Annotated in this window: 13 protein-coding genes; 7 read left to right on the top strand and 6 right to left on the bottom strand. The window is 69.8% G+C overall.

The genetic code is table 11. The features are described from left to right. Positions 1–1,971 carry an excinuclease ABC subunit UvrC gene (uvrC, locus tag ACXJKD_RS14885; RefSeq protein ID WP_457255390.1) on the bottom strand — a complete coding sequence of 657 codons (1,971 nt, stop codon included), beginning with the start codon at positions 1,969–1,971 and terminating at the stop codon, positions 1–3. A 108-nt stretch (positions 1,972–2,079) separates the two neighbouring features. Then, on the bottom strand, positions 2,080–2,592 hold the full coding sequence (locus tag ACXJKD_RS14890; protein ID WP_457255391.1) for a Rieske (2Fe-2S) protein: 513 nt from the start codon (positions 2,590–2,592) through the stop codon (positions 2,080–2,082). Between the two features lie 271 nt (positions 2,593–2,863). Between ACXJKD_RS14890 and ACXJKD_RS14895 the strand changes: the two genes are divergently transcribed. The 5 genes from ACXJKD_RS14895 (at position 2,864) to ACXJKD_RS14915 (ending at position 7,905) form a co-directional block, all read left to right on the top strand. Next, the gene (locus ACXJKD_RS14895; protein WP_457255392.1) at positions 2,864–3,994 is read left to right on the top strand and encodes a branched-chain amino acid ABC transporter substrate-binding protein; all 1,131 of its coding nucleotides are present in this window, start codon (positions 2,864–2,866) and stop codon (positions 3,992–3,994) included. Positions 3,995–4,109: 115 nt separating this feature from the next. Continuing rightward, positions 4,110–5,096 carry a branched-chain amino acid ABC transporter permease gene (locus ACXJKD_RS14900; protein ID WP_457255393.1) on the top strand — a complete coding sequence of 329 codons (987 nt, stop codon included), beginning with the start codon at positions 4,110–4,112 and terminating at the stop codon, positions 5,094–5,096. Then, the gene (locus ACXJKD_RS14905) at positions 5,093–6,223 is read left to right on the top strand and encodes a branched-chain amino acid ABC transporter permease (protein WP_457255394.1); all 1,131 of its coding nucleotides are present in this window, start codon (positions 5,093–5,095) and stop codon (positions 6,221–6,223) included. Before ACXJKD_RS14900 ends, ACXJKD_RS14905 begins: the two co-directional genes overlap by 4 nt. Further along, a complete protein-coding gene (locus tag ACXJKD_RS14910; protein ID WP_457255395.1) occupies positions 6,216–7,196 on the top strand; it encodes an ABC transporter ATP-binding protein in 981 nt (326 codons plus the stop codon). Before ACXJKD_RS14905 ends, ACXJKD_RS14910 begins: the two co-directional genes overlap by 8 nt. Continuing rightward, positions 7,186–7,905: an ABC transporter ATP-binding protein gene (locus ACXJKD_RS14915; RefSeq protein ID WP_457255605.1), complete on the top strand. Its 720-nt coding sequence runs from the start codon at positions 7,186–7,188 to the stop codon at positions 7,903–7,905. The genes ACXJKD_RS14910 and ACXJKD_RS14915 overlap by 11 nt, the downstream gene beginning before the upstream one ends. A gap of 83 nt (positions 7,906–7,988) precedes the next feature. On the opposite strand, the gene uvrA is transcribed toward ACXJKD_RS14915, so the two are convergent. Further along, positions 7,989–11,105: an excinuclease ABC subunit UvrA gene (gene uvrA / locus ACXJKD_RS14920; protein ID WP_457255396.1), complete on the bottom strand. Its 3,117-nt coding sequence runs from the start codon at positions 11,103–11,105 to the stop codon at positions 7,989–7,991. Positions 11,106–11,204: 99 nt separating this feature from the next. On the opposite strand from uvrA, the gene ACXJKD_RS14925 reads away from it, so the two are divergent. Both ACXJKD_RS14925 and ACXJKD_RS14930 read left to right on the top strand, forming a co-directional pair. Further along, the gene (locus tag ACXJKD_RS14925) at positions 11,205–13,031 is read left to right on the top strand and encodes a glycoside hydrolase family 15 protein (RefSeq protein ID WP_457255397.1); all 1,827 of its coding nucleotides are present in this window, start codon (positions 11,205–11,207) and stop codon (positions 13,029–13,031) included. Continuing rightward, positions 13,028–13,765: a maleylpyruvate isomerase family mycothiol-dependent enzyme gene (locus ACXJKD_RS14930; RefSeq protein ID WP_457255398.1), complete on the top strand. Its 738-nt coding sequence runs from the start codon at positions 13,028–13,030 to the stop codon at positions 13,763–13,765. Before ACXJKD_RS14925 ends, ACXJKD_RS14930 begins: the two co-directional genes overlap by 4 nt. Before the next feature lie 22 nt (positions 13,766–13,787). Here ACXJKD_RS14930 and ACXJKD_RS14935 read toward each other — a convergent pair whose 3' ends face one another. The 3 genes from ACXJKD_RS14935 to ACXJKD_RS14945 all read right to left on the bottom strand — a co-directional run bounded on the left by ACXJKD_RS14935 (position 13,788) and on the right by ACXJKD_RS14945 (position 15,756). Then, entirely contained in the window at positions 13,788–14,435 is a 648-nt protein-coding gene (locus tag ACXJKD_RS14935) for a response regulator transcription factor (protein ID WP_457255399.1), read from the bottom strand. 185 nt (positions 14,436–14,620) lie between these two features. Beyond that, on the bottom strand, positions 14,621–15,271 hold the full coding sequence (locus ACXJKD_RS14940) for a response regulator (RefSeq protein WP_056921120.1): 651 nt from the start codon (positions 15,269–15,271) through the stop codon (positions 14,621–14,623). Then, positions 15,268–15,756, bottom strand: coding sequence for a sensor histidine kinase (locus ACXJKD_RS14945; protein ID WP_457255400.1), 489 nt, complete (start codon positions 15,754–15,756; stop codon positions 15,268–15,270). The genes ACXJKD_RS14940 and ACXJKD_RS14945 overlap by 4 nt, the downstream gene beginning before the upstream one ends. Positions 15,757–15,957: the final 201 nt, after the last annotated feature.

Here is a 15,957-nt window from a genome sequence, read left to right on the forward strand (position 1 = left end):
TCAGTCATCGTCGAGGATCTCTCCGGTCATCAGGTTGACCGCCGGGGCAGGCGTGCCCGCCGAGACCAACTCTGCCGCAATCGTGGCCGCCAGCGCAGGTCCGATCCCCGAAACCTCCTGCAGCTCCTCGACCGAGGCGGCCCGGACCTTCTTCACCGACCCGAAGTGCCGGAGCAGCGCCTTGCGCCGCGTCTCGCCCAGCCCGGGGATGCCGTCGAGGACGCTGCTCGTCATCGCCTTGGAGCGGCGCTGCCGGTGGAACGTGATGGCGAAGCGGTGCGCCTCGTCGCGGACCCGCTGGAGCAGGTAGAGCCCCTCGCTGGTGCGCGGCAGGATCACGGGGTAGTCCTGGCCCGGCACCCAGACCTCCTCCAGACGCTTGGCCAGCCCGACGACGGCGACGTCGTCGATGCCGAGGGCGGTGAGCGCGGCCTGCGCCGCGTTGACCTGGGGCAGCCCACCGTCGACCACGACGAGGTTGGGTGGGTAGGCGAACTTCTTCGGCTTGCCGGTGTCGGGGTCGATCCGCTCCGGTCCCGCCTCCGGGTCCGGCCCGAGCTCGACGTCGGAGGCCTGGTCACGCTCCTCGAGGTAGCGCTGGAAGCGGCGGGTGAGGACCTCGTCCATCGCCGCGGTGTCGTCGACCTGCTCGCCACGGATGACGAACCGGCGGTACTCGGACTTGCGCGCCAGGCCGTCCTCGAACACGACCATCGACCCGACCACCTGGGAGCCCTGGATGTGGCTGATGTCGTAGCACTCCACCCGCAGCGGTGCGTCTGCCAGGTCGAGGCTGGTCTGCAGCTCCTGCAGCGCCTGGCTGCGGGCGGTGAGGTCGCCGGCGCGGGCGAGCTTGTGCCTCGCGAGGGACTGCTTCGCATTGCGGTGCACCGTCTCGAGGAGGGTGCGCTTGTCGCCCCGCTGGGGCACCCGCAGGTCGACGGCGGAGCCGCGCAGCGACCCGAGCCACACGGCCACGGCGTCGGCCTCGTCGGGGAGCACCGGCACCAGGACCTCGCGCGGGACGCTGTCGCCGGACTCGCCGCCGTAGACCTGCTGCATGAGGTGGCCGACGATCTCCGGGACCGTCTCGGCGTCCATCTCGGCGACCCAGCCCCGCTGCCCCCGGACCCGGCCACCGCGGACGTGGAACACCTGGACCGCGACCTCGAGCCCGTCGTCCTCGAGCGCGAACACGTCGGCGTCGGTGCCGTCACCCAGCACGACCGCCGACTTCTCCAGGGCCTTCCCCAGGGCCACGAGGTCGTCACGCAGCCGGGCCGCCTGCTCGAACTCCAGGGACTTCGACGCGGCCGCCATGTCGCGCTCGAGGCGCTTGACGAAGCGGGTGGTGTTACCGGCCATGAAGTCGCAGAAGTCCTCCGCGATGGCGCGGTGCTCCTCGGGCGTGACCCGACCGACGCACGGCGCCGAGCACTTGTCGATGTAGCCCAGCAGACACGGTCGCCCCACCTGACCGGCTCGCTTGAAGACCCCCGAGGAGCAGGTGCGCAGCGGGAACACCCGCAGCAACAGGTCGAGCGTCTCGCGGATCGCCCAGGCGTGGGCGTAGGGCCCGAAGTAGCGCGTGCCCTTGCGCTTGGCGCCCCGCATCACCTGCGCCCGCGGGAACTCCTCGCCGAGGGTCACGGCGAGGTAGGGGTAGGACTTGTCGTCGCGGTACTTGACGTTGAACCGCGGGTCGTACTCCTTGATCCAGGAGTACTCCAGCTGGAGTGCCTCGACCTCGGTGGACACCACGGTCCACTCGACGCTCGCCGCACTGGTGACCATCGTCGCCGTGCGCGGGTGCAAGGCGGCGATGTCCTGGAAGTAGGAAGACAGCCGCGGGCGCAGCGACTTGGCCTTGCCGACGTAGATGACCCGCTTGGCCGAGTCGCGGAACCGGTAGACCCCCGGGTCGACGGGGATCTCCCCCGGCGCCGGGCGGTAGGTCGACGGGTCAGCCACGGCTCCACTCTATGGAGGGTCACCGACGGCCCGCCCCGCGGGCCACAAGGTATGCCGCGCGGTGACCGCGCGGCATACCTCCCCCTGCGCTCGTGGTGGGCAGGTGGGTCAGGTGACGCTGATCCCGTCGCCGCTCACGGTGACCGTCTTCTCGGGCAGCGCCTTGGTGGCCGGCCCCTGCTTCACGGCGCCGGTGGAGATGTCGTATTTGCTGCCGTGGCAGGCACAGTTGATCGTCCCGTCGGCCACCCCGCTCACCAGGCAGGCCTGATGGGTGCAGACCGCGCTGAACGCCTTGAAGTCGCCGGAGGTGGGCTGCGTGACGACGATCTTCTGGTCGGCGAAGATCTTCCCGCCGCCGACCGGGACGGTGGCCTTGGAGATGGCCTCCTTCGCCGCGTCGGTGACCGAGCTGGCGGCGCCCGTCGCTGCATCCTCGGCGGCACCACACGCGGCCAGCGCGGTCGCGCCGACCCCGGCGAGCCCGACGGACGCCAGCACGGTGCGGCGTGAGGGCCCGGACGCGGGGGCGGCTCCGGGGACCGACGTCGGCTCGGAGACAGGGGTGGGGGTCGGGGTGTCGGGTGGGGTGTCGGGTGGGGTGTCGGGCGGGGTGGTCATGCGCGCGCCTTTCGGTGGAGGTGCCCCCTGCCGGGGGGACTGACCAAGGGGGCCCGGTGGGTGGGCCTGACATGGGTACTACGGGTGACGCTGCCATGACGTTCATGTGCATCTGTCCGTCGGGGTGATAACGACACGGTCACGCATGACGTCGATGTGCCCACATGCGCGGGGAACGGCGGCATAGTCTGCACACACCCCAACCGGGGTGACCCGCGGGCGCAGGCTGTCCCGCGTGCTTCAGATGACTTCAGGAGGAGTCTTGCGTTCCGTGTTCAAGATTGGCGCGCCCCTCGTGGCCGCTGCCCTCGCGCTGACTGCTTGCGGAGGGACCACCGGCGACAGTGGCTCCGGCTCCGGCAGCAAGGCGTGTGACCTCAAGATCGGCTACTTCGGTCCGCTGACCGGAGATGCCGCCAACCTCGGTATCAACATCAAGAACGGCGCCGAGCTCGCCGTCAACGAGTACAACGCCAAGAACGCCGACTGCAAGGTGACGCTGACCTCCTTCGACAGCCAGGGCGACCCCTCGATCGCCCCCGGCCTGGCCCAGAAGGCCGTCACCGACAAGAAGCTGGTCGGCATCGTCGGCCCGGCGTTCTCCGGTGAGTCCAAGGCAGCCGGCCCGATCTTCGCCCAGGCCGGCCTCAACACCATCACCGCCTCGGCGACCAACCCGGCGCTGTCCGAGAACGGCTGGAAGACCTTCCACCGCATCCTCGGCAACGACGCCACCCAGGGTCCCGCTGCCGCGAAGTACATCAAGGACATCCTCAAGGCCGACAAGGTCTTCGTCAGCGATGACACCTCCGAGTACGGCAAGGGCCTGGCCGACATCGTCAAGAAGGACCTCGGCTCCGCCGTGGTCGCGACCGACCAGACGGCAGCCGACGGCAAGCAGGACGACTTCTCGCCGACCGTGACCAAGGCCAAGGCCTCGGGCGCGACCGTGTTCTTCTACGGCGGCTACTACTCGAACGCCAGCAAGCTGGTCAAGCAGCTGAAGAGCGGTGGCTTCACCGGTCAGTTCGTCAGCGCCGACGGCGTCAAGGACGACGGCTTCATCAAGGGCGCCGGCGCGGCGTCCGAGGGCACCATCGTCACCTGCCCGTGTCTCCCCCCGGACCAGGCCCCCGAGTTCGCTGCGGCGTTCAAGAAGGCCTACAACTCCGACCCGGCCACCTACTCGGCCGAGGCCTATGACGCCGCGAACGTCTTCCTCGCTGCGATCAAGGACGGCAAGACGTCCTCCGCGGACATGATGTCGTTCATCAGCTCCTACAGCGCCAAGGGCGTGACCAAGACGGTCAAGTTCGACGCCAAGGGCGAGCCGGCCGAGGTCTCCGTGTGGGCCTACAAGGTCACCGGCGGCAAGATCGTTCCGGACCAGGAAATCAAGTAGTTAGACCGGTTGCGGCCAGGACTCTCGGCAACGGGAGTCCTGGCCGCTACCGTGTTCCCGTCCGGACCCGGACCCGGTCGGCCCTGCTGCGACGGTCCCTCACCACGGAGGTCTGATGGAGCTTCTCCTCAGCAATTTCTGGGCGTACACGATCGGCGGTCTGGCCTTCGGTGCCATCTACGCGCTGATCGCGCTCGGCTACACCCTTGTCTACGGCGTGCTGCGACTGATCAACTTCGCGCACTCCGAGGTCTTCATGTGGGGCAGCTTCGCCGCCGTCTGGGTGCTCCTCGCCCTCGGCGCGAAGGGCGCGACCGGGTTCGGCCTGGTCGGGTTCCTGGTCATCGGTTTCGCGGCGGCCATGGCGGTCTCTGCGGCCGTGGCACTGGGACTCGAGTTCGTGGCCTACCGCCCGCTGCGCAAGCGCAACTCGCCACCGCTGATCGCCCTGATCTCCGCGATCGGCGCCTCCTACGTGCTGTCCGAGGCGATGGGCCTGCGCGACAAGCCGTTCAAGTGGTTCGGGGCCGACGACAACCTGGCCGACTACGTCGGGCGGCCGCGTGAGGCGTCTCCGCTCCCGCTGGACGTCCCGACCGTGCGGCTCTTCTACATCTTCGACTACCACGTCTCGAACATCGACCTGATCGTGCTCGGGTCGGCGATCGTGATGATGGTCGTGCTCGACCAGTTCGTGCAGCGGTCCCGGCTCGGCCGAGGCATCCGCGCTGTCGCCCAGGACCCCGAGGCCGCCGCCCTGATGGGTGTCAACCGCGACCGGGTGATCCGCCTGACCTTCGTGATCGGCGGGGCGATGGCCGGCGCCGCAGCCATGATGTACCTGCTCAAGATCGGGGTGACGCGGTACAACGCGGGCTTCCTGCTCGGTGTGAAGGCGTTCACGGCCGCGGTCCTGGGTGGCATCGGCAACCTGCGCGGAGCCCTCCTGGGCGGGTTCGTGCTCGGCGTCGCGGAGAGCTACGGCTCGGCGGTCTTCGGCTCGAACTGGAAGGACGTGGTCGCGTTCACGCTGCTCGTCGTCATCCTGCTGTTCCGACCCACCGGCCTGCTCGGTGAGTCCCTCGGAAAGGCGCGCGCATGAACCCCGTCTCGTCCTTCTTCCACGGTGTGGCCAACCGGTTCCGTGCCCTCCCCCGCTGGGGCCGGCTCGTGGTGCTGGCCGTCGTGGTCGTGTTGGTCTACTTCCTCCCCATCCTCAACCCGCCGCTGATCACGACGCCCGACTCCGACTTCGGGGCGGTGCTGTTCCTCTGCGCGATGTACGCCCTCGTGGCGATCGGGCTGAACATCGTGATCGGGTATGCCGGGCTGCTCGACCTCGGCTACATCGGCTTCTTCGCGATCGGCGCCTACACCGTCGGCGTCCTGGGTTCGGCCCACGCGAAGCTCCCACTCCTGCTGTGCATCCCCGCCGCGATGGCGGTGACGCTGGTCTCCGGTGTCGTGCTCGGTGCACCGACCCTGCGGGTGCGTGGCGACTACCTCGCCATCGTGACGCTCGGGTTCGGTGAGATCGTCCGCCTGATCCTGGTCAACGCGGACAAGCTGACCAACGGCAACCGCGGCATCTCCGGCATCCCGACGCCGCCCAGCCTCGACCTGTTCGGGGTCCCTCACCTCGTGTGGGACGGCTTGGTCGCCAGGGTCGACCTCGACAACCAGACCCGGTTCATCAAGTTCTCGGTGGTCGACTCGATCCCCTACTACTGGCTGGCGCTGACCCTGGTCTTCGTCGTGCTCTTCCTCGACTGGCGGATGCAGAACTCCCGCGTCGGTCGGGCCTGGGAGGCCACCCGCGAGGACGAGGACGCTGCCGAGCTGATGGGTGTGCCGACCTTCCGGTTCAAGCTGCTGGCGTTCGCCACCGGCGCGGCGATCGGTGGCCTGTCGGGTGCGCTGTTCGCCACCAAGCAGCAGTTCATCAACCCCGACAACTTCACCATCCTCTACTCGGTGCTGTTCGTCGCCATGGTCGTCGTCGGTGGCCAGGGCAACCGCTGGGGCGTGGTCGTCGCGGCCGCGCTGCTGACCTACCTGCCGGAGCGGTTCCGGGACCTGTCCGACGCCCGGTTCCTGCTGTTCGGCCTGGCCCTGATGGCGCTGGCCATCTTCCGCCCGCAGGGCCTGATGCCTGCCCGGAGGAACGTCCGAGCCAAACGGGCCGACGAGGAAACCGAAGTGCTCGAGGAAGGAGCGGCGCATGCCTGACGCCACCAAGGGTCCCGCCGGCGCCGGCCGCCCCGACGACAACGACCCCACGAAGGACCTCGCCGACGACGCGAGCGTCACCCAGGCGGACGCGCACCGTGGCACCCGCGTCGACGACGACACGGTGCTGGCCCCCGACGAGGAGGCCGTGCCCGACACCTCGGTCGACATCTCCGTGGGCGCGGTGGCCGACCTGCCCCCGGGCAAGATGCTCGAGGTCGACGACGTCACCCTCCGCTTCGGTGGTGTCACGGCCCTCGACGGGGTCTCGTTCCACATCAACACCGGGGAGATCCTCGGACTCATCGGGCCGAACGGCGCGGGCAAGACGACCTGCTTCAACGTGATGACCGGCGTCTACCAGCCCACCTCGGGTCAGGCCCGGTTCATGGGTGAGCCGCTCGGCAAGCGCCAGAAGTTCCAGATCACCAAGCTGGGGATCGCGCGGACGTTCCAGAACATCCGCCTGTTCCACAACATGACCGCCATGGAGAACGTGCTCGTCGGTGCCGACGCGCACCACTCCACCGGCATCGGATCGGCCCTGCTGCGGCTCCCGAAGCACAAGGCCGAGGAGGCCGAGGGCAACGAGCGGGCCTACGAGCTGCTCCGGTTCATGGGGCTGGAGAAGCGGGCCGACGAGCTGGCCCGCAACCTCCCCTACGGTGACCAGCGTCGCCTCGAGATCGCCCGCGCCCTGGCGACCAACCCCAAGCTGCTCTGCCTCGACGAGCCCGCTGCCGGGTTCAACCCGGCGGAGAAGTCCCGGCTCATGGAGCTGATCCAGACGATCCGTGACCAGGGCTACACGGTGCTGCTGATCGAGCACGACATGAAGCTCGTCATGGGCGTCACCGACCGCATCGTCGTGCTGGAGTTCGGCAAGAAGATCGCCGAGGGCCTCCCCGCGGAGATCCAGGACAACCCTGCCGTCATCGCGGCCTATCTGGGAGTTGATGAAGATGCTTCTTGAGGTCGAGGACCTCTGCGTCAACTACGGACGCATCGAGGCGATCCGCAACATCTCGTTCACGGTCGAGGAGGGCGAGGTGGTCACGCTGATCGGCGCCAACGGGGCCGGGAAGACCACCACGATGAAGACGGTCTCCGGGTTGCGGCCGGTCCGCCAGGGCACGGTGCGGTTCGAGGGCCAGGACATCACCTCGACCCCCGCGCACGAGCGGCCGGTGCTCGGCATCGCCCAGTCCCCGGAGGGGCGGGGCTGCTTCGTCGGCATGACCGTGCTCGAGAACCTCGACATGGGGGCCTACGCCCGAGCCGACCGCAAGACCCCGAAGATCAAGGAGGACCGGGACCGCGTGTTCGGGCTCTTCCCGCGTCTCGCGGAGCGCCGCAGCCAGGTCGCCGGAACGATGTCCGGCGGTGAGCAGCAGATGCTCGCCATCGGCCGGGCGCTGATGGCCAACCCGAAGCTGCTCCTCCTCGACGAGCCGTCGATGGGTCTGGCGCCCAAGCTGATCCAGCAGATCTTCGACATCATCACCGAGATCAACAAGCAGGGCACCACGGTGCTGCTCGTCGAGCAGAACGCCGCCCAGGCCCTCAAGCGCGCCCACCGCGCGTACATCCTCGAGACCGGTGAGATCGTCCGTGAGGGCACCGGCCAGGAGCTCGCCAACGACCCCGCGGTCAAGGCGGCCTACCTCGGTGGCGACGTCTAGGCGGACCCACCTCCTGTGCCGCGCCACCGGCATACCGCGAACGGCCCCTCGGTGCTCACCGAGGGGCCGTTCGCGTGGGGTGGCTAGGCCTTCTTGGTGGCCTTGCGCGCCGGGGCCTTCGCGGCAACCTTGCTGGTCGCCTTGCGCGCCGGGGCCTTCGTCGCGCTCTTCGCTGCCGACGTCGTCGCAGCCTTGCGGACCGGTGCCTTGGCCGCTGCGTTGGTCGCGGACTTGGTCGCCGTCTTCTTGGTGGCGGCTGCCGCCGCGGTGCGCTTGGCCCCGGTGGCGCGCTGGGGGGTCCGGGCACTGCGGGCCAGGATCGGTGCGAGGAACTGGCCGGTGTAGCTGTCCTCGACCCGCGCGACCTGCTCGGGCGTGCCCTCGGCGACGACCCGGCCTCCGCCGTTGCCACCCTCCGGGCCCATGTCGACGATCCAGTCGGCGTTCTTGATGACGTCGAGGTTGTGCTCGATGACGATGACCGAGTTGCCCTTGTCGACCAGGCCCTGCAGCACCATGAGCAGCTTGCGGATGTCCTCGAAGTGCAGACCCGTGGTGGGCTCGTCGAGGACGTAGATGGTGCGACCGGTGGACCGCTTCTGCAGCTCCGCGGCCAGCTTGACGCGCTGGGCCTCACCACCGGAGAGCGTGGGCGCCGGCTGTCCGAGTCGGACGTAGCCGAGCCCGACCTCGTTGAGCGTCTTCATGTGTCGCGCGATCCCGGGGACGGCGGCGAAGAAGTCGGCGGCCTCCTCGATCGGCATGTCGAGCACGTCGGCGATGGTCTTGCCCTTGAAGTGCACCTCGAGGGTCTCGCGGTTGTAGCGCGCCCCGTGGCAGACCTCGCACGGCACGTAGACGTCCGGGAGGAAGTTCATCTCGATCTTGATGGTGCCGTCGCCGGAGCACGCGTCACAGCGCCCGCCCTTGACGTTGAACGAGAACCGGCCCGGCTGGTAGCCGCGGATCTTCGCCTCGGTCGTGGTGGCGAACAGCTTGCGGATCGCGTCGAACACCCCCGTGTAGGTCGCCGGGTTGGACCGCGGGGTGCGGCCGATCGGGCTCTGGTCGACGTGGACGACCTTGTCGAGGTTGTCGAGGCCCTTGACGGTCTTGTGGCGGCCGGGCACGTGACGGGCACCGTTGAGCTTGTTGGCCAGGACGTTGTAGAGGATGTCGTTGACGAGGGTGGACTTGCCCGAGCCCGAGACGCCGGTGACGGCCACGAGGTTGCCGAGCGGGAAGGACACGTCGACCCCGTGCAGGTTGTGCTCGCGGGCCCCGACGACGGTGACCTCGCGGCCCTTCTCCTGCGGCCGACGCACGGCCGGCATCGGGATCTCGAGGCGACCGGAGAGGTACTTGCCGGTGATCGAGTCGGGATGCTCGAGAAGGCCCTGCACCGGCCCGGAGTGCACGACGACCCCGCCGTGCTCCCCCGCACCCGGACCGATGTCGACGACCCAGTCGGCGGTGGCGATGGTGTCCTCGTCGTGCTCGACGACGATGAGCGTGTTGCCGAGGTCGCGCAGGCGCGTCAGGGTCTCGATCAGGCGGTGGTTGTCACGCTGGTGGAGCCCGATGCTGGGCTCGTCGAGGACGTAGAGGACGCCGACCAGGCCCGACCCGATCTGGGTCGCGAGCCGGATGCGCTGCGCCTCGCCGCCGGACAGGGTGCCGGCCGGCCGGTCGAGCGAGAGGTAGTCGAGCCCCACGTCGAGCAGGAAGCCGAGCCGGGCGTCGATCTCCTTGATGACCCGCTCCGCGATCTGGCGCTCCCGGGTGGTGAAGTCGACCTCCTTGAGGAACTTCGCGCAGTCCGCGATCGCCAGCCCGCAGATGGCGGAGATGCTGCGACCACCGATGTGCACCGCCAGCGACTCGGGCTTGAGCCGGGCCCCACCGCACTCGGGGCACGGCACCTCGCGCATGAACCCCTCGTAGCGCTCCCGGCTCCACTCGGAGTCGGTCTCGGAGTGCCGACGCTTCACGAACGGCACGACACCCTCGAAGCCGGTGGTGTAGGACCGCTCGCGGCCGTAGCGGTTCTTGTAGCGGACGTGCACCTTGTAGTTCTGGCCGTGGAGCAGTGCCTCCCGGGCGCGCGCCGGCAGCGCCTTCCACGGGGTGTCCATCCCGAACTTGAGGTCCTCGCCGAGGGCGGTCATGACCCGCTGGAAGTACTCGGCCGAGCCGCTGGTCGAGGCCCAGGGGGCGATCGCCCCCTCGGCCAGGGTCAGGTCCTCGTCGGGCACGAGGAGCTCCGGGTCGACCTCGAGCTCGGTGCCGAGACCGGTGCACTTGGGGCAGGCACCGAACGGGCTGTTGAACGAGAACGACCGCGGCTCGACCTCGTCCATCGACAGCGGGTGGTCGTTGGGGCAGGCCATCCGCTCGGAGAAGCGCCGCTCGCGCTCGGGGTCCTTGGGGTCCTTGTCGACGAACTCGACGACCAGGACGCCGCCGGCCAGGCCCAGCGCGGTCTCGACCGAGTCGGTGAGGCGGCGCTTGGCCCCGGTGTCGTCGCCCTTGGCCACCAACCGGTCGACCACGACGTCGATGGTGTGCTTGACCTGCTTCTCCAGCTTGGGCGGCTCGGTCAGCGACACGACCTCGCCGTCGACCCTGGCCCGGGAGAAGCCCTTGCTCTGGAGCTCGCTGAACAGGTCGACGTACTCGCCCTTGCGGGCCCGGACGACCGGGGCCAGGACCTGGAACCGGGTCTTCTCGGGCAGCTCGAGGAGGCGGTCGACGATCTGCTGGGGGCTCTGCCGGGTGATCGGCTCGCCACAGACCGGGCAGTGCGGGCGACCGGCGCGCGCGAACAGCAGGCGGAGGTAGTCGTAGACCTCGGTGATGGTGCCGACCGTGGAGCGGGGGTTGCGGTTGGTCGACTTCTGGTCGATGGACACCGCGGGCGACAGGCCCTCGATGAAGTCGACGTCGGGCTTGTCCATCTGGCCGAGGAACTGGCGGGCGTAGGCGGACAGCGACTCGACGTAGCGACGCTGGCCCTCGGCGAAGATCGTGTCGAAGGCGAGCGAGGACTTGCCCGACCCGGACAACCCGGTGAAGACGATCAACGAGTCGCGAGGGAGCTCGACCGACACGTCACGGAGGTTGTGCTCACGGGCCCCCCGGACGATGAGCTGGTCGTGCTGGTGGCGGCGGGCAGGCACGGCTGAAGTCACGCGCCCCATCGTAGGTGGCCGCACCGACACTGCTCGCCGGAGCCCGTGGCGCAGGCCCTCCCCGCGGCATACCCGGCGCAGGCCCACCCCGCGGCATACAGTCGGCGCATGGCCACCCACGCCCCCACTCCGATCGAGGAGTACGCCGTGCTCGGCGACACCGAGACCGCCGCCCTGGTCAGCCGGGCGGGGTCCATCGACTGGCTGTGCCTGCCGCGGTTCGACTCGACGGCGTGCTTCGCAGCGCTCCTGGGCACCCCCGAGCACGGCCGGTGGCTCCTCGGCCCGGTCGGCGAGGCCAGGAGCACCCGGCGCTACGTCGAGAACTCGTTCGTCCTGGAGACCATCCACGAGACCGAGACGGGGGCCGTCAAGGTCCTCGACCTCATGCCGCTCGGCGACGGACGGGCCGACATCATCCGCAGCGTCGAGGGACTGCGCGGCACCGTGCGGATGCGGCACGAGTGGATCGTCCGGTTCGACTACGGCAAGGTGCGTCCATGGGTGTCCCACAGCGTGGGTCACCGGCTCGACGGCGACGTCATCACGGCCGTCGCGGGTCCCGACATGCTGGTGCTCCGGGGCAGCCGGCTCCCCCAGGCGCACGACGGCCACCACGAGGACGAGTTCGAGGTCGCCGCCGGACAGACCCACACCTTCTCGACGACGTGGTTCCCCTCGTTCGAGCAGGTCCCGCCGCCGCTGGACATCGACTCGCGGATCGCGGAGACCATCCGGGTCTCGAACGAGTGGGCCGAGCGCTGCGACTACGAGGGCCCGTACCGCGAGCTCGTCGTGCGGTCACTGCTCACGCTGCGCGGCATGACGCATTCGCGCTACGGCGGCATCGTCGCCGCACCCACGACGAGCCTCCCCGAGGACTTCGGGGGTGAGCGCAACTGGGACTACCGCTACTGCTGGCTGCGCGACGCCTCCCTGACGCTCGAGGCGCTGCTCGCGTCGGGGTACGTGGACGAGGCCCGGCTGTGGCGCAACTGGCTGCTGCGCGCCGTGGCCGGTGATCCCGAGGACCTCCAGATCATGTACGCCATCAACGGGTCGCGACGGCTGCCCGAGCGCACGCTCGACCATCTCCCCGGCTACGCCGGCTCCACCCCCGTGCGGATCGGCAACGGCGCGGTCGACCAGCGCCAGTCCGACGTCCTCGGCGAGGTGATGATCGCGCTGGACGAAGCCCGGGCCAAGGGTCTCGAGGTGTCCACCCAGAGCTGGGCCATGCAGCGGGCGCTCGTGCAGAACCTCGCCCGCCACTGGCAGGAGCCCGACAACGGCCTCTGGGAGATCCGCGGCCCGCTGCGCCACTTCACCCATTCGCGGGTGATGGTGTGGGCGGCGTTCGACCGCGCCGTCCGGGGGGTCGAGAAGTGGGGCCTGGAGGGTCCGGTCGAGCAGTGGCGCGAGCTGCGCGACCAGGTCCGCGAGGAGATCCTCTCGAAGGGCTTCGACGCCCGGCGCAACACGTTCACCCAGCACTACGACACCACCGAGGTGGACGCCTCCTTGCTGCTGATCCCGCTCGTCGGCTTCCTGCCACCCGACGACCCGCGCGTCCTCGGCACCGTCGCCGCGATCGAGCAGGACCTGATGCGTGCGGGCTTCCTGCTGCGCTACCGCACCGAGACCGGGGTGGACGGCCTCGCGGGTGACGAGCACCCCTTCCTGGCCTGCTCGTGGTGGCTGGTGAGCGCGTATGCCGTGTGCGGCCAGCTCGCGAAGGCCCGGGCCCTCATGGACCGGCTCGTGGAGCTGTTCAACGACGTGGGGCTGATCTCGGAGGAGTACGACCCCCACGAGAAGCGGATGGTCGGCAACTTCCCCCAGGCGTTCTCGCACCTCACCTTCATCGGCGCCGCCCACGCCCTCGCCGAGGCGGAGGCGAAGGGCGCCGCCGAGCCCGGGGGTCAGCTGCCGTGAAGGCGGACCCGGGGACCTTCGAGGCCGACCTCGCAGCGGTGCGGCGCCACACCACCCTGCTCGTCGAGCACACCGACACGCTGGCGGACCTGCGGGCGCCGTCGCTGTGCGAAGGCTGGAGCCGGGCGCACGTGCTGGCCCACGTGGCCCGCAACGCGGAGGCCATCCAGCGGCTGGCGCAGTGGGCCGTCGACGGTGAGCCGAGGCCGATGTACCCCGGAGGCACCAAGGGTCGCGATGCGGCGATCGAGGAGGGCGCCGCGAAGCCCGGACCGACCTCCCCCGACGACCACCGGCCCGCCGGGGCGTTCGCCGACGACCTGGCCGTGACGGCCGCCGCGCTGGACCCGCACCTGGCCGCCCTCGGTGGTCCGCTGGCCGTCGACGAGGTCGAGATGCGGGGTGGGCTGATGGTCCCCCCGCTCGTGCTGCCGCAGCTGCGGCTGCGCGAAGTGGTCTTCCACCACGTCGACCTCGACGACGGCTTCACCTTCGCGGACGTCGAGACCGACCTCGTCCGCGGGTTCATCGACGACGCGGTCGGCCGGCTGACGGCGACCGAGCACGCGCCCGGCCTTCGGGTCGTCAGCGACGAGGGCGACGAGTGGGTGGTGGCCGACGGCGCAGCCACGGTGAGGGGACCACGGTCCGGCCTGCTGCTCTGGCTGGCGCGGCGGGACCCCCGCGAGGTCAGCTCGGAGGGCGACCTTCCCCACCTCCCCCGCGGGTCCTAGGCCCGTGCGGGGCCGGTGCCCTTCAACCGGCTGGGACCGTCGCTCCGGTGATTCCGGCACGACGCGCGATCGCGACCGCGGCGAGGGCCGAGTGGACCTTGAGCTTGTGCAGGATGCTCTGCACGTGGGTGCGCACGGTGTTGGGTGAGACGTGCAGGAGCAGCCCGATCTCGGTGCGGCTCATGCCCTCGACGAGGCAGGCCAGGACTTCGAGCTCCCGGCTCGTGAGCTCACGGATGCCCTGCACGTGCTCGACGGTCGTGTGCTGGCCGCGCGAGAGCGACACCAGCACCTCGGCGAGCAGGTCGGCAGGGATGCGGGTCTCGCCGCGGGCCACCCCGCGGATCGCGTCGACCAGGGCGTCGGCGGTCTCGGTCTTGGAGACCCATCCCCGGACCCCCAGCTGGACCGCCTCGACGATCTGGTCACCGGCCTCGGCCCCCGTGGCGATGACGATGCCGAGCGTCGGGTCGTCGGCCAGCGCCTCGCGGGCCAGGGTCAGACCGTCCTCACCCGCGAGGGCGAGGTCCAGCACGACGACGTCGCACTGGGTCTCGCGGAGGCGCCGGAGCCCCTGCGCGACACTGGTCGCCGACCCCTGGACCTCGATGTCGGGGTAGTCCCCGAGGCAGAGGGCCAAGGCGTCCACGAACACCTCATGGTCATCCACGAGCAAGACGCGTACAGGGGCTGGCATGTGCCCCAGCGTCGCGCACCCCCTCGGTCGGCAGAACACGCCAGTGCGGGAGTGGCGCCTACGTCAAAAGGGTGACGGGACTAGTCCCGTCCCTCTGGACGCAAACGTCACTCCCGACCCCCGACCAGACGTTCAACGCAGGTGGTCAGCCCAGGCGGTCAGCGCAGGTGGACCGGCCACGACTCGTGCGAGCCGTGGGCCGACATCAGCGCGGCCGCCTGGAGCCTGGAGTGCACCCCGAGCTTGGTGAGCAGGTTCTGGACGTGCGTCCGGGCCGTGCTCCGCTGCACTCCCAGCGAGGACGCCATCTCCTCGGTGGTCTGGCCGTCCATGATGCAGCGCATGACCTGCCACTCGCGGTCGGTCAGGAACTGCAGGGCCCACAGCGGGTCGTCGGTCGACTTCTGCGGGCGCAGCGCGCGCTGGAGCAGCGACGGCTCGACCGCCAGCTGACCACGGACGGCGCGGTCCAGCATCTCGACGATCTCGACGATCGGCTTCTCCTTGCCGACGTACCCCGACGCACCCTCCGCGATGGCCCGGCCGACGATGCCGTGGTCCGCCTCGGCGGAGAGCATCACGACCTTGGTCTGCGGCGAGATCTCGCGGATCTCGTGGATGGCGGAGACCGAGGTCCCACCCGGGAAGTTCACGTCGAGCAGGCACACGTCGGGACGGTGCATCGCGACCGCACTGACCGCCTCCTCGGGCGTGCCCGCCAGGGCGACGACCTCGTGACCACGGGCGCCGAGCGCGAGGCCCAGGGCCTCGAGCAGGAGCAGGTGGTCGTCGCAGACGACGATCCTCATGACGCCACCCGCCGGAGCTCGGCCCTGGCGAGGCAGATGTCGGCCACGGTTCCCCGGTCTTCACCGGCGTAGAGCCGGAACGACCCGTGGCAAGCGGCAACCATCGCCCGGGTGGTGGTCAGTCCGAGCGACGTGCGGGAGCTGATCTTGCCCAGCCCCGGTCCGTCGTCGGACACCGTGAGGTGGATCCCCTCACGGTCGGTGTAGGTGTCGACCCGCACGTGGCCACCGTCGCCGGCGGCACGCACGGCGTTGTCGAGCACGCAGGCCAGCGCCCGGCTCAACGCCACCGGACGAGCCCAGGCCTCGATGCCCTCGACCATCTCGATGCTGATGACACAGTGCGCGGTGGCCCGGGCTCGGACCACCGCCCGGTGGGCGATGGCACCCAGGTCGGTGGTGCTGACCTCGTCGGCAGCGGCCTCGCTGAGGCTCGTCTCGACGAGCTCGGCGAGCCATCGTGCCTGACCGGCGATACCGTCCATCTTCCGACCGACGTCACCGCCTTCGGTGCCGGCAAGCAGGAGAATCGCAGCCAGCGGTTGCCGCAAGTCATGCAGCAACGCGCGAACGGTGTCGATCTCCCCTCCAGCGACTGGGCGCTGGTGATCTTCGAACAAAGCAGCCATGTATGTCCCTCACAACCCCGCAGACCGAAGACCAGCACCCCCTGTGAGGTCTCCTTG

Source organism: Pedococcus sp. P5_B7, assembly GCF_054049895.1.